This window comes from Sphingopyxis panaciterrae (assembly GCF_011762125.1).
Classification (GTDB): Bacteria; Pseudomonadota; Alphaproteobacteria; order Sphingomonadales; family Sphingomonadaceae; genus Sphingopyxis; species Sphingopyxis panaciterrae.
The window spans coordinates 766,369-780,034 of record NZ_JAASQN010000002.1 but is presented as its reverse complement, the minus strand read 5'-3'; the positions used below and the strand labels follow the sequence as shown (position 1 = coordinate 780,034).

General features: G+C 62.4%; 8 protein-coding genes. 7 read left to right on the top strand and 1 reads right to left on the bottom strand.

The features are described 5' to 3' along the window. The first annotated feature begins 56 nt into the window (after window positions 1-56). The 4 genes from FHR22_RS11165 (at window position 57) to FHR22_RS11150 (ending at window position 8,887) form a co-directional block, all read left to right on the top strand. Window positions 57-1,106, top strand: coding sequence for a Leu/Phe/Val dehydrogenase (locus FHR22_RS11165; RefSeq protein WP_208417620.1), 1,050 nt, complete (start codon window positions 57-59; stop codon window positions 1,104-1,106). Window positions 1,107-2,014: 908 nt separating this feature from the next. Continuing rightward, window positions 2,015-5,224, top strand: coding sequence for an autotransporter outer membrane beta-barrel domain-containing protein (locus FHR22_RS11160; protein ID WP_166942054.1), 3,210 nt, complete (start codon window positions 2,015-2,017; stop codon window positions 5,222-5,224). Then, on the top strand, window positions 5,224-7,848 hold the full coding sequence (bamA, locus tag FHR22_RS11155; protein WP_166942052.1) for an outer membrane protein assembly factor BamA: 2,625 nt from the start codon (window positions 5,224-5,226) through the stop codon (window positions 7,846-7,848). The genes FHR22_RS11160 and bamA overlap by 1 nt, the downstream gene beginning before the upstream one ends. A gap of 133 nt (window positions 7,849-7,981) precedes the next feature. Next, window positions 7,982-8,887 carry a hypothetical protein gene (locus tag FHR22_RS11150; protein ID WP_166942050.1) on the top strand — a complete coding sequence of 302 codons (906 nt, stop codon included), beginning with the start codon at window positions 7,982-7,984 and terminating at the stop codon, window positions 8,885-8,887. 12 nt (window positions 8,888-8,899) lie between these two features. Here FHR22_RS11150 and FHR22_RS11145 read toward each other — a convergent pair whose 3' ends face one another. Continuing rightward, complete coding sequence (locus tag FHR22_RS11145; protein ID WP_166942047.1) at window positions 8,900-9,220, bottom strand: hypothetical protein; 321 nt, start codon at window positions 9,218-9,220, stop codon at window positions 8,900-8,902. A gap of 361 nt (window positions 9,221-9,581) precedes the next feature. On the opposite strand from FHR22_RS11145, the gene FHR22_RS11140 reads away from it, so the two are divergent. The 3 genes from FHR22_RS11140 (at window position 9,582) to FHR22_RS11130 (ending at window position 13,598) form a co-directional block, all read left to right on the top strand. Beyond that, window positions 9,582-10,235: an RNA polymerase sigma factor gene (locus FHR22_RS11140; protein ID WP_341786609.1), complete on the top strand. Its 654-nt coding sequence runs from the start codon at window positions 9,582-9,584 to the stop codon at window positions 10,233-10,235. Beyond that, window positions 10,232-11,017, top strand: coding sequence for a hypothetical protein (locus FHR22_RS11135; protein ID WP_166942041.1), 786 nt, complete (start codon window positions 10,232-10,234; stop codon window positions 11,015-11,017). Before FHR22_RS11140 ends, FHR22_RS11135 begins: the two co-directional genes overlap by 4 nt. Before the next feature lie 1,387 nt (window positions 11,018-12,404). Continuing rightward, the gene (locus FHR22_RS11130) at window positions 12,405-13,598 is read left to right on the top strand and encodes an alpha/beta hydrolase family protein (protein ID WP_166942037.1); all 1,194 of its coding nucleotides are present in this window, start codon (window positions 12,405-12,407) and stop codon (window positions 13,596-13,598) included. The last annotated feature ends 68 nt before the right edge of the window (window positions 13,599-13,666 follow it).

The window sequence follows — 13,666 nt, the reverse complement described above, 5'->3', positions numbered from 1 at the left end:
ATCCTGAATATCATTAGGCACATTCCGCATCAAGGCGAACAAGATACGGAGTTCTCATGAGCAATTTGCCGATGCAGGATATTAGCGCCCATCCCGATTTCGATGGTCACGAAATGGTGATCTATTGCAACGACACGGCTACTGGACTGCGCGCGTTCATCGCGATCCATAACACGACGCTTGGGCCCGGCTTGGGCGGATGTCGCATGAAACATTACGAAAGCGAGCAGGAAGCTCTCAGCGATGCGTTGCGGCTATCGCGCGCGATGTCGTACAAATATGCCATCAGCGGCCTCGACTATGGCGGCGCGAAGGCCGTCATCATCGATAACCGCGACGCGAGAACGCGGTCCGAGCGGCTGCTCGCTTTCGCCAAATATCTTGAGCGACTGGGCGGCTTGTATGTAACCGCCGAAGATGCCGGGATCGAAACGGCCGATGTGCGCCTGATGAGTACAGCGACGCGCTATGTTCGCGACCTTCCGATGGATGATAACGGGGAAATCGCGCTTTGCACCGCCATCGGCGTCTTTCATGGCATGAAGGCCGGGCTCGAGTTTGCGGGTATTTCTGAGCTTCGGGGGCGTGTCATAGCCGTCGAAGGGTTGGGTAAAGTGGGTATGATGCTTTGCCAGCTTGTTCACGAGAGCGGCGGGCGGATGGTCGTGTGTGATGTCGATCCGGCGCGAGTAGAAGCGGCCCGGCAGCGTTTCGATGCGCAGGTCGCGGAACCGGGTACCATCCACCGGGCTGAAGCGGATGTCTACGCACCATGCGCGCTCGGGGCCGTTCTCAACCCCCAGACGATACCGGATATCCGCGCCAGAGTGATCGCGGGGGCTGCCAATAATCAATTAAGCGTAGCGGGCGAAGATGCGCACCTTGCCGAGCGGGACATCCTGTACTGTCCGGACTTCGTCGTGAACGCGGGCGGGGTGCTTTGCGTGCCGGATCGCGGATCGGCATTCGAACTAACAGCGGCGCTGGAGCGCGCCCGGAACATCGGAAATACGACCAAGAGTGTTTTGGATTATGCTCGAAAACATCTTATGCCGCCGGGGCGAGCAGCCGACACGCTCGCGCTGCAGCGGCTGTCCCGGTCATAGAGAAAGGCCAAGGAAACGGTTGGATGCCGATGACGGGAGGCTGGGGACAAAGTGCTTTGGCCGCGAGGTCGGGACGACGATGGCGTGATAAGTTTGGCGGCGTTGACGGACAGCAAGCTTCGATCATTCCATCTCCACGACGATGGCGCATCGTTTCGCCCAGAAAATGTGCGCTGCTATATGAACGGCCAACAGAAAATATGAGTCACGCTTCCCTTTTTCGAAACGAAGCGGCTTCGAAGCAACGCGTGCATTCGCCTCTACAACCTGCACTGACATATTGCGTCAAAAATGCGCCCGGTATCGTCCTGTCGGACAGCAGTCGAGTAGCCCTGAAAGCGGACATTCAAAGCCCGTCGATTGTTCGAGATCGATGCCGGCCTGTGTGTCGGTGGTCCGTGCGTTGGGGCGCGGCTGACGCCCTGGCCGGTTCGCGCCAGCGACGGCCTGATCGTGACAGGGGTGGCAGAGTAGCTCCGGCAAGCGACTAGGCGGAGCAATCGGTCCGTATCGACCCGCAGCCTTGACGCTTCCTGATATCCTCCGCTTTCCGGTCGGGATATCGACCGAAAGGCGCGGACGCGCCGCCATCGGCGCGGAGGATCGCGGCGCATTTGGAAGCCCGCCGAGCGGATGGGAGGCCGTCTCCAGGCCAGCTGGCTGAGGCCGTTCCATCCTGTTCCGGCAGCTTCAAGCGCGACGATACCGACCGCCCGTTCCGGCAAAAGCCGTTTCGATTCGCGAAGCGGAACTCTCGGAAAAACTTTGTTCGGGCGCGAAGGGTCCCGGCGCTGCTCCCGTTTATCAGTCGATGAGCAATCTTCGACAGCGACCTCTCCGGTCTTCCGAGGCCGCATTCGCGGGCCCCGTTCGCGTTGCCGTCTCCGCTTTTCAATGAGGATCATGCCATGAAATTGAGCAGCCTGCTCGGCACTACCTGCATCACGTCGCTTGCCCTGGCTGCTGTGCCCGCCGCCGCCGATACGACGGTGACGGGTGACAGCAGCACGCCGCTCGTCACATCGAGCGCAGGCGACATCATAATCCGCACCGATGCGACGCTCGAGGTCGGGGCGGGCGCCGCAATAACCGTCGACAGCAACAATGACGTGACCATCGAGGATGACGATGAGGATGACACCGATGATGTCGAAGGGCAGGTCGTCGCGGGCGAGGGCGATGGCGCGGCGGGCATATCGGTGAAGCCCGGCGTTACGACGACTATTGCCAATAGCGGGACGATCTCGGTCATCGAGGATTTCGAACCCGAGGATGAAGACGGCGACGGCATCGTCGAGGGCGCGCTGACTGCGGCAGGCAGTCGTTACGGGATTTATGTCGAGGGCGGCGGGACCGTTACGGGAACGATCGAAAACAACGGGACGATCACGGTCGAGGGCGCGAACTCGGGCGGCATCGTCGTCGTTTCCGCGCTCGACGGCACGCTGGTCCAGAACGGCACGATCCGCGTGGTCGGCGACAATTCGGTAGGCGTCAGAACCGGCGACGTGTCGGGCAATCTCGTGATGGAGGGATCGACGCTCGTCACGGGGCGCGGCGCCACGGCGCTCTCGGTCGAGGGCGATATCGGCGGGTCGATCCGCATCCAGGGCATCGTCGGGCAATCGACGAGCTTCGCTTATGACGATGATGGCAGCAGCGTGTCGCTGTCGCGCTTCGACCTGCGGCTCGGCGCGCCCGCCGCCTCGATCGCGGGCGATGTCGCGGGCGGCATCATCGTCGCGGCGCAGCCGGTGAACGAGGACGACGATGACGAGGACGAGGACAATGACGGTGTCGACGACAGCGAGGAAGGCACCGGCAATGTCTATTCCTACGGAAACGGGCCGGCGATGCGGATTGCCGGCGACGAGGATATCACGATCGGCAAGCTCGCCGGGAGCGATTACTCGCTGCTCATCGAGGGCACCGTTTCGGGCGCAGCCAATTACAGCAACACCGATGCCTACGGGATCGTCATCGGCGGGGAGGGAGGCGCGGTCGATCTGACCGGCGGCATCGGCGTCACGGGAACGGTTTCGGCGACGACCTATGACGAGACGGCGACCGCGCTTCTCCTGAACGCGGGGGCGAGCGTGTCCGCACTCACCAACAGCGGCACGATCTCGGCGACGATCAGCTCGCCGGGCGAGGGGGCGGCCTATGCGATCCGCGACCTGTCGGGATCGCTGACGACGATCGAGAATACCGGTTTCATTACCGCATCGGGATCGAGCACCGACGTCCGGCAGGCGATCAATCTCGCCAGCGCGACCGACGACGTCACCATCACCCAATATATGAACGCGGACGATCTCGCGACCCGCGCCGAGATCGAGGAGGATCTCGAGGAAGGCGAGACCGACACGACGGTCTATACGCGGATCACGGGCGACATCGTGACGGGCTCGGGCAACGACACGCTGTCGGCCAATGCCGGGCAGATTATCGGCAATACCTATTTCAACGGCGGCAACGACCGGCTCCTGCTGTCGGGCGAGGCGCAATATTCGGGCAAGGTCTTCTTCGGCGACGGGAATGCGCTCGCCGAGCTGTCGGACGAGGCCTATTTTGCCGGCAATATGGATTTCGGCAGCCTGGACGGCACGCTGTCGATCACCGACAATGCGATCTTTTCGGGCACCATCTCCGGCGGTACGGCCGCGTCGGTGATCGTCGATGGCGGGACTTTCGGTCTCGACGGCGCCAAGACGATTCCGATCGGCTCGCTGACGGTGAGATCGGGCGGGACACTCAACGCCTATCTCGACACGGGCGCGCAGACGGTCTCGCTCATCATCGCCGACACCGCCGTGTTCGAAAGCGGGGCGAAGATATCGGCCACCGTCGACTCGCTCTCGGCCGAAGGCAGCTATGTGATTCTCACGGCGGCCAATCTCGCAGGCGATCCGGTCTTCGACGAGACGACCACCGAGCTTCCCTATATTTTCGCGGGCTCGATCGATGTCGACGGCAATGATCTGGTGCTCGATATCCGCCGCAAGACCGCGGTCGAGGTCGGCCTGACCGGCGCGGCGACCAGCGGCTATGACGCGATCCTGACGGCCGCGCGAAGCGACGATGTGATCGCGCAAAGTTTCCTCGACATCATGGATCAGGGTACGCTGCAGGGGCAGGTCTCGCAGATGCTTCCCGACCATGCGGGCGGGCTCTTCGAACAGGTCACCAGCGCCTCGCGCCTCGCCGCCCGGCATGTCATGGACGGCGATGCCAATTTCGACATCACCGAAACAGGTGACATGTCGATCTGGCTCGAGCCGGTCTTCTGGCGCGGCAATCGCAACGCGACCGCCACCAGCAGCTACAAGACGAATGGCTGGGGTCTGTCGGGCGGCTCCGAATGGCTGACCGGCATCGGATATGTCGGAGGCTCCTATGCCTGGCTCAGCGGTTCGGTCGAGAATAATGGCGGCACCGGCAAGATCGATACCTCGCAGCATGATCTTGCCGCCTTCTGGCGGACCGCCGGTCCCGGGCCCTTCTATGCCTTCGCGCGCATCGGCGCGGCGCTGACATCCTTCTCGAGCACGCGCGACGTCACGGTCACCGCGAACGAGGTCGAATCCACTTATTCGACCAGCGCCGATTGGGACGGCTGGCTCTTCTCGGGCATGGGCGGGGCATCCTATACCGTCGAGGCAACGAGCCGCTTCACGATACGTCCGAAGGCCGTGCTCGAATGGTACCGGCTCAGCGAGGACGGCTATACCGAAAGCGGCGGCGGCGAGGCGATCGACCTGACCGTCGCGAAGCGGAACAGTTCCGCGCTCAATGCCATCGGCAGCGTGTCGCTTTCCTACGCTTTCGGCACGCGCAACGCCGATTATCGCCCGCTGACGTTCGAGCTTGAGGCAGGGCGGCGAACCAATCTGTCGGGCAAGCTTGGCGCGACCACCGCGAGCTTCACTGACGAGGACGGCATAGCCGGCGATCCCTTCACGATTCGCGCCGATCCGGTCGATGACGCCTGGCTCGGCGAGGCGCGTCTGCTCGCGGGCGGCTGGGATTATCTGTGGAAGATCGCTGCCGGGGCGGAAAAGGCGACGAACAGCGATATCGCCTATTCGGCGCGGGTATCGCTGAGTGTCGCGTTTTGATGCGCTTTCCCGAACTTCGAACCGGATGTTCGCTCGTCGCGGTCATTCTGTCCCTCCATGTCCTTTCGCCCGCGCTGGCGCAGCAGCTGCCGAGCGGACAGGGGCAGCCAGCCGCGCCGGGAGCGGAAAGCGCAGACAAGATCGTGTCGATCGCTGTCGTGGGCAACCAGCGGCTCGAGGCGCAAACAATCCTTTCCTATCTGCGCCTGCGTGTCGGGCAAGCCTATGACAGGGGCGCACTCGATCAGGCATTGAAGGATCTCGCTGCGACCGAATTGTTCAAGGATTATCAGATCACCGACGACAAGGGGGCGCTGACGATCGAGGTCACCGAAAACCCGGTGATCAACCGGGTCATGCTGGAGGGCAACAAGCGCCTCAAGGAAGACAAGATCAGGCCCGAGATCAAGCTCGCCCCGCGCCAGATATTCACCCGTTCCAAGGTCCGCGCCGACGTTGCGCGCATCATCGAGCTTTACAAGCGGCAGGGCCGCTTCGCCGCGACGGTCGAACCCAAGATGGTGTCGCTCGACCAGAACCGCGTCGATGTCGTCTTCGAAATCAACGAAGGGCCGAAATCGAAGGTCCGGCGGATCAACATCATCGGCAACGAGAAGTTCCGCGACAAGCAACTCCTCAGCGAAATGGCGACGAAGGAGTCGCGGTTCATGACGATGCTCTCGTCGAACACGAGCTACGACCCCGATCGTCTTGCCTATGACCAGCAGAAGCTGCGCCTCTTCTACCTTACCAACGGCTACGCCGATTTCCGCGTGATTTCGGCGGTCGCCGAACTCACCAGCAACAAGCAGGACTTCATCATCACCTATGTCGTCGAGGAGGGTGAGCGTTATAAATTTTCCGACGTCGATGTGAAGAGCGAGATTCGTGACTTCCAGCCCGAAACGCTGAAGCGGCTGCTACCGATGAAGACCGGCGCTTGGTATGACGCCAAGCAGGTCGAGGATACGGTCGAAAGCCTCAGCGAAACCGCCGGCCTGTTCGGTTACGCCTTTGCCGACATCAGCCCCGAATTCCGCCGCGACCCCGAAACGCGCACGATGGGGATCACCTTCAACGTCGCCGAAAGCCCGCGTACCTACGTCGAGCGCATCGACGTCAACGGCAACACGCTGACGCATGACAAGGTCGTGCGCCGCGAATTCCGTCTCAATGAAGGCGACGCCTTCAACAGCTTCGGGATCAAGCGCACCGAGAACCGCATCAACAGCCTCGGCTATTTCCAGGAAAATCTGGAGATCGAACGCAAGGAAGGCAGCGCGCCCGGCCGCATTGTCCTCGAAACCAATGTCGAGGAAAAACCGACGGGTGAACTCTCGCTTTCGGCGGGCTATTCGTCGGTCGAGAATATGCTGCTCCAGGGCTCGATCCGCCAGCGAAACTTCCGCGGGCTCGGCCAGACGCTGCAGGCGTCGGTGAGCTATTCGAGCTATTCGAAGTCGGTCGAACTCGGCTTCACCGAGCCCTATCTGTTCGACCGCAACATCTCGATCGGCGGCAGCATCTATCGCCGCGACCTCGATAGCTACAATATCATCGACAATGAGGAGCAGACGACGTTCCAGCAGACGACGACGGGCGCGCAGATCAATGTCGGTGTCCCGCTGACCGAGTTCATGTCCTTCTTCGGCCGCTATACGCTGAATTTCGACGATGTGACGCTCGACGAGTCGCTCTATTATTTCGGCGACGCGTGCGACCCGCTCGTCGCCGGGCGCTATCTTTGCGACGCCATCGGCAAGCGCACATCTTCGATCCTCGGCTTCACACTCGCCTATGACGACCGCGACAATCGCCTCCGCCCGACGCGCGGCCAGTCGCTCTCGCTCAGCGGCGATTTCGCGGGGCTCGGCGGCAGCGCCAAATATGTCCGCACCCGTCTCCAGGGCAGCAAGCATTTCAATCTCGGCAGCCGCTTCATTCTCAACGCCTCGGCTGAGGGTGGATATATCCATCCACTCGAAGGCAATGATGTGCTCCTTACCGATCGCTTCTTCCTCGGCGAACCGCAGATGCGCGGCTTCGATATCCGCGGCATCGGTCCGCGCGTCATCCGCTACAGCACGGTCGACCTCACCAATCCGGGCAGCCCGGTGCTCGACACGAGCACCAGCTCGCAGGTCGACGATGCGCTCGGTGGCGGCGCTTATTATCAGGGCCGCCTCGAACTCGATCTTCCGCTGGGTACCGGCGCCAAGGAGCTGGGTCTCAGACCCTCGATCTTCCTCGATGTCGGCGCTGTCTTCGGGCTTCGCACGCCCGCGCTCACGACGCTCACCGATTTTCGCGATCCGACCGACGGCCTCACCAAATATCTCTGCCGGAATGCCACGACCGGCACGCAGCAGTTTGCGACGCAGACGATCGGATCGGACGGAACACCGTCGGGCAGCTATTCCGCCTGTCCTACCGGCTTCTCCTCGCTCGCACCATTCGAGGAACGCTATTATGGCAACAGCTGGAAACCGCGCGTCGCGCTCGGCGTCGGGGTCAATTGGAACTCGCCGTTCGGTCCTTTCCGTATCGATTTTGCTTACGCCCTTCGCAAGGAGGAGGGCGACGATACCAAGCGCTTCTCTTTCAATGTCGGAACCCAGTTCTGATGCTGCGTCGGCTTGCAGCGATGCGGGATGCCGGTCCGGTACCGGCGCCCGGACGGACGACTCCATGGTCGCCCGTAATCGGAAATCAGCTATCGCAATCATGCCTGCCCCGCTTCTCCGAAACGGACGTGATGTGAGCTTCGCGGGATTTCCCCTTCGCCGGTCGGCGCGGATCGTGCCCCCGCCTCCCGGCGAGAGCGATTTTGCCGGCGACCTAGCGTGCTGGAGCCTCGTCGAGAGGAAACTTCTGTCGTCGGCGCGCAAGGCTGGCGTCGAATGCCTCCTCCGCCTCGAGCCGGCCGACGGCACACGGCCGCATTGGCGGCCCGGCGATCTGGTCGAGCTTGGGGATATATCGCGCGCCGATGCGGCATTCGAAGCCATGGCCCGGCTTCTTCCCGGCCCGCGGCACGGTGCGGTGAGCCTGCTTCCCGGCGGATGGCCGGTCGGCGACGGCTGTTTCCGCCGGAACGGGGCAAGGATACGCCTGCCCATTGCCTCGGCCGCGGCTTCGGAAACCCTCGATCTTCTGATTTTCGCAGGTAGTCCTTCGGGCCCGGCGCTCGACAGCGATCTATGCGGGCGCCTGCTTTCCGGAACGACAATCGATTTGCGTATCGTCGGATCATATTTGCATCGCGCACCCCGCGGCCCGCTCCTGTTTGTCGGCGACCGCACCGCCGCGGCGCTGGCGCGCGCGATCCTCCAGGAGGATGAGCGGCATCCGCGCCTCGTCCTGATCGAACGGGGGCGAGGAGACCCGTCGCTCCTGTCCGAAGCCATTTTCCCGAACCGGTGGTGGCGCGATGGTACGGTCAGAATGGCGCCGCGGCTCGTCGATGCGGCTATACTGGCCCGGGCACTGGAAGCGCAGCGCGGCCAGGTGGGCACCGCTATGGGCGAGGGCGGGCACATTCTGGTTGCCGGATCCTCGGATGATTTTCTGGCGGTCGCCTGGCGCGGTCTCGGCGCCTTTTTCGGCGACGGAGAACTCGTTTCGCTCGGCGCCGCGGGGCGCCTCGCGACGATCAGGCTCTAGCCCGTGCGCGGATCATTCGCCCGGCGGTGGCTCGGACGGACGGCCCTCGGGCAGGCCGGTGACGCCGCCGCCCGGCAGCCGCCCTTCGCGGCGCGGCGCTTCGTCGATCGAGATCGCCTTGTTCCGGTCGCTGTCGGCGGCGCGGAACATGTCGGTGACGATCCGGTCGAACCTCTCACGGCCGACGGGCTCGATAGCGCGCATCCGCGGTGGCCCGCCTTCCTGGGGGCGGCCGCGGCCCATTCCGCCTTCGCGGCCCTGCGGCGGACCCTGCTGCGCCGCAACTGGTGTGACAAGCAGCATTGCCGAGAGGCCCAGCAGCAATTTCTTCATCGAAGGATCCTTCGTCACTGTAAGGAAAATGGAAGCGGACCGGGCGGTCGAGGAGGCACCGCCCGGTCCGGGAAAGACGGGTCACCCGGGGAGAGCGAGAGGCGTCTTTCCACCGCGCGTCCGATGGCACCCGGCGCGCGCGTTGCGGATATGATGCTGCGTCGGCCAGCGCGGGCGGGAGGGCGGTATGAAGCCATCGCTTCGTTCGCGCGGGCCTGAATTGCATTCGTCATCGATCGATAAACGGGAGGCCGGCCGATACCCTTCGCGCGCATTGCAGATATTTTTCCGGATACATCTCCGGTTCATCGGCCGCGCCATAGCCCGATGGCCTTTCTTCCCCAGAAAATGGCGGGTTTCGGTGTCGTTTCAGCAACCCTTGTCCCCGACCGGAGATGCGCAGGCCTTTGGCGGCGGCGCGGAATTTCGCGCCGAGATTCCGCCGCTCGCCGACGACCCCGACGATCTGTTGATCGAACGTGCCGGGTGCGGCGATGTCGAAGCCTTTGGCAAGCTCGTCGATCGACACAGCGGTCGCCTCTACCGGGTGGCTCTCCGCCTGCTCTGCGATGCGCAGGAGGCCGAGGACGCGGTGCAGGACTGTTTCACCCGCCTGTGGCAGAACGCGCCGCTCTGGGAACCGCGCGGCGGCGGCCTTCTCACCTGGCTGCAGCGGGTCACCGTCAATCTCTGCCTCGATCGGCTGCGGCGGTTTCGCGTCGTCGCCGACGGCGAACTCCCCGAAATCGAGGATGAGACGCCGGGCCCCGAACGGCAGTTCGCCATCCGCCGCCTCGAACGGCTCATCGAGGAGGCTCTCGGCGCTTTGCCGCATCGGCATCGCGCCGCACTCGTGCTATGCTATCTCGAAGGTCTGCCGAACCTGATCGCGGCGGAGATGCTTGGTCTCAATCTGAAGGCCATGGAATCGCTGCTGTTCAGGGCACGGCGGAGCCTGCGTGAACAGTTGGAGCGAATGGACGTGGCGGCCGAGGATCTGGAGCTTTTGGCATGAGCGCGAGCGAGAACCGCAAGGACGAACTTGCGGCGCGTGCGCTGTCGCGCCTGCCCGACCCGCCGCTCCCCGAAGGACTGGCCGCGCGTATCGCCGCGCGCGCCACGGCGGTGCCGCAGATCGGTTCGATCGCGCCGCCGCTCTCTCAGGTCGTTGTACCGCTTCCCGTCGAGGCGGTGGTTCCAGCCGAGCCTGCGCGTCCGGCGCTGCGGCGCTGGCCTTTCTATGCGGCGGCCTCGGCGGCGGCGGTGCTCCTGCCCGTCGGCATCCTCGCGGGGATGAACGGCCGCGAGGAGAGCAAGCCCGCGCTCGCGGAGGAAAAAAACGTCGCGCCGTTGCCGCGCTCGCAGCAGCAAGCCCCCGCCGAGCTTGTCGACGCCGCCCCGCGTCCGGCCGAAGCGGCGCAACCGGCTGAAAAGAGCTTGCCGGCTGCCGCCCCGAAGATGATCCTCCCGATCCCCGCCGCGCCGCCGCCGACCGAACTCGCATCGGAAGAAAAACCGGCCGAGACAGCGAAGCCCGTCGAGGATGTGAGCCAGCCGGAGAGACTTGCGCAGACCGGCCCGCAGGCTGGCCCGCAGGGAACCTCGCCGGGCAGCCCGATCTTGGTACCCGTCTATGGCCCCCCTGCGCCAACCGGGCTCGGCATAGCGGGATCGGTCGGAGGCGCGACCTCTTTTCCCGGCGAAGCCGAGCGCGCCCCCCGTAGCGCTCCAATGGGTCCCCCGCCGAGCAGCCTTCCGGGGCCGTCGACGCCGCGCGGCCCCGGACCGAGGCGTTAGGGCGCTGGCTTGCCCTGCTCTCAGCAAACTAAAAGCCGATGGACTCGATTGCGATTACGAAAGGCGCGTGGGAGCAACCGGCACGCTTGTTTAGAACAGCGAGAAATAGGCCGGGCCCGAGAGGCCGAGCGAATAGCCGATCTCGCTAACGGAATGTCGAATAGAGCAATGCGCGCTGCGTTGCGAGCAGGCTGCGCTGGTCGATGATTGCCAACCTGATGATCTTGGCGATGGCAGGTTGCAGAGGGATCGGCCACGTCCGTCAAGCGAGTGGTCGATGCACATGGGTTGTGCCGGCGCCGCTCGACGCGAATGCGATCGCGCATTGCCACTCATTATTCTCGTCTTCCCAGGAGACTGGAGTAGAGAAAAAATACTTTGATTGGAAATACTGAAATTTACACTGAAATAAATCCATAACATTGAAGTAATTGAAAAATTTCAGATTTTTTGGAGGGCGAGTTTTCGAAGGCATTCGATAGTTCTAGCCCCAAGTTGGAATCTGCGCCCTCATTATCGCAGCCAAAAAGTACCGTCGGGTCGATATGTTGAAAGCTGGCAATGGGAGCCTCAAGCGCTGTCGCTATTTCAGGACACGCGGATTGCCACCATGGTCCGCTAAATTCTGGAGGTGTTTGGCGTCGTAAACCCATCGTTGAGATAAGCCGGGGCTGCCGCTTTGCACCCGATTGAAGTCGTTCCGCGTCAGCGTGGGCGTTCCCAGTCCGGCCGATATTTTACGTGACCGCCAGACTGTGAGCGGCTGGAACTTGAATGCTCTTTTCGCTGCCTGTGATGTCGGCAGCTTCCGAAATGCGCAGACGTCTGAATTTATCGACCACTCTCCCCAGACGTTTGAACAAATATCTATTGCGTCGTCTTGCCTGCAGCTCTGCCGTGACGTTGACCGCCGGAGAAACTTCGGGATCGTCGAATGCGCAATTCATCATCTAGCGTCGTGACGCCGGTCTTGTGAGGGTCGGCGACTTAGATAAACTCGGTCGCCGGCGCTAGGCGCGCCGACGTCAAATGCTTGGTCGGTATCGTCGCGGATCCCCTGCTGGGATCATGGGGAAGTCCGCCCTTCCGGAGGGGGGATATTCTGCGTGCAGATTTGTAACGCGTACAGTTCTGTTGCGCGTGCGCGCTCATTTGCAGCTTACCTCAACAACATTGTTCCGGGGAAGGCGATGGCAGAAAAATCAACGTTTTTCTTGGCCCTGCAATCATCGCTTGGACTGGGACGCCCCGAAAGGACCGGCAACGGCTTCATTCTTTGGCTTGACTTACGGATCGGTATGAAGCAGCGCTGATATTACGGATCGGTATCACGATGCGGATCAAGTATGTGCCTTGGCATATCGCAATTCATAGGAAAGGAAACAAGTTGACCGGTTCTCAAACAAAGGCTCATGCAGGTGCCTATGGCCCGGAAGGGTGGCTGCACTGGCCGGAGCATAGCGAGAAATCCTTCAATTTCATCCGTGTGCTCGCTAGCGCCTATGAGGGCGCGTGCACCGTGGGCGAGGCTTTCCTTGTCGGCTCGCGGATTGAACCCGGCGATGACGAAAGCTGGTACGTCGAGTGGATCCGGATGGGCGATGTGAGCCGGGCGCGCGCGGAAGAGGCTCTCGGTGCAGGTCATCCCGAGACTGCTCGCGGGAATTTTCTGCGCGCAGCGAACTATTACCGGGCGGCCGAATATTTCATGGAGCATAGCGATCCGCGACGCCTCACGGCTTTCGACAAGGTGGAAGACTCCTCGCATCATTTTCTGCGGCTGATGAAGCCTGCCGGTGAGGTCCTGCAGATCCCGTTCGAAGACTCCTATCTCGACGCCTATTTCGTGCGAGCGCCTGACGCCGTGGCGCCCTATCCCGTCGTCATCTGCTTTGGCGGGGCGGACGAGTATAAGGATGAATTGCTGCACGAAATGCCGCGGCACGCCTTTACGCGCGGCCTCTCGCTGCTGCTAGTGGACCTGCCCGGCCAGGGTGGAAGTCTCCGCCGCCGACAGCTTCATGCTCGCGTGGAAACGGAAAAGCCGGTCGGTGCCTGCGTCGATTATCTACTCTCGCGCGGCGACGTCGATAGCGCGCGTATCGCACTTTATGGTGCCAGCCTCGGCGGCTTTTACGCCCCGCGTGCAGCCAGTTTCGAGCATCGGATCGCCTGCGTTGTCAGCGACGGCGCGATCTGGAACCGATTGTCCGAAGAGGATTTCCTGCGGGCGTTCGAAAAAAACAATCCCGACTCATTGAACGTACGGCAGCTCATGTGGCTGGTGGGGGGCAAAAACTGGGACGAAACGATCGAGAAGCTCAAGAATTTCAAGCTGGAGGGGGTCATCGACAAAATTCGCTGTCCCTATCTGGTTGTCCATGGCGAACAGGATTTTCTGGGCGCCAGCATCGCCGAGGACAGCGTCAACTATGCCAGGTCGAAAGGCGTGGACGTGACGTATAAGCTCTTCACTCCCGAAGAGACCGGCGCTGCGCACTGCCAGATGGACAATCCGACCCTCGGCCAGGAATATATCTGTGACTGGATCGCGGATAAGCTCGGTCTTGTTCAGACCTGACTAGAGCGAGCGATCACCCCGCTCACGACGGAGCAGATGTCTATCGCTCTGTCGTGTGCTCGGCATCG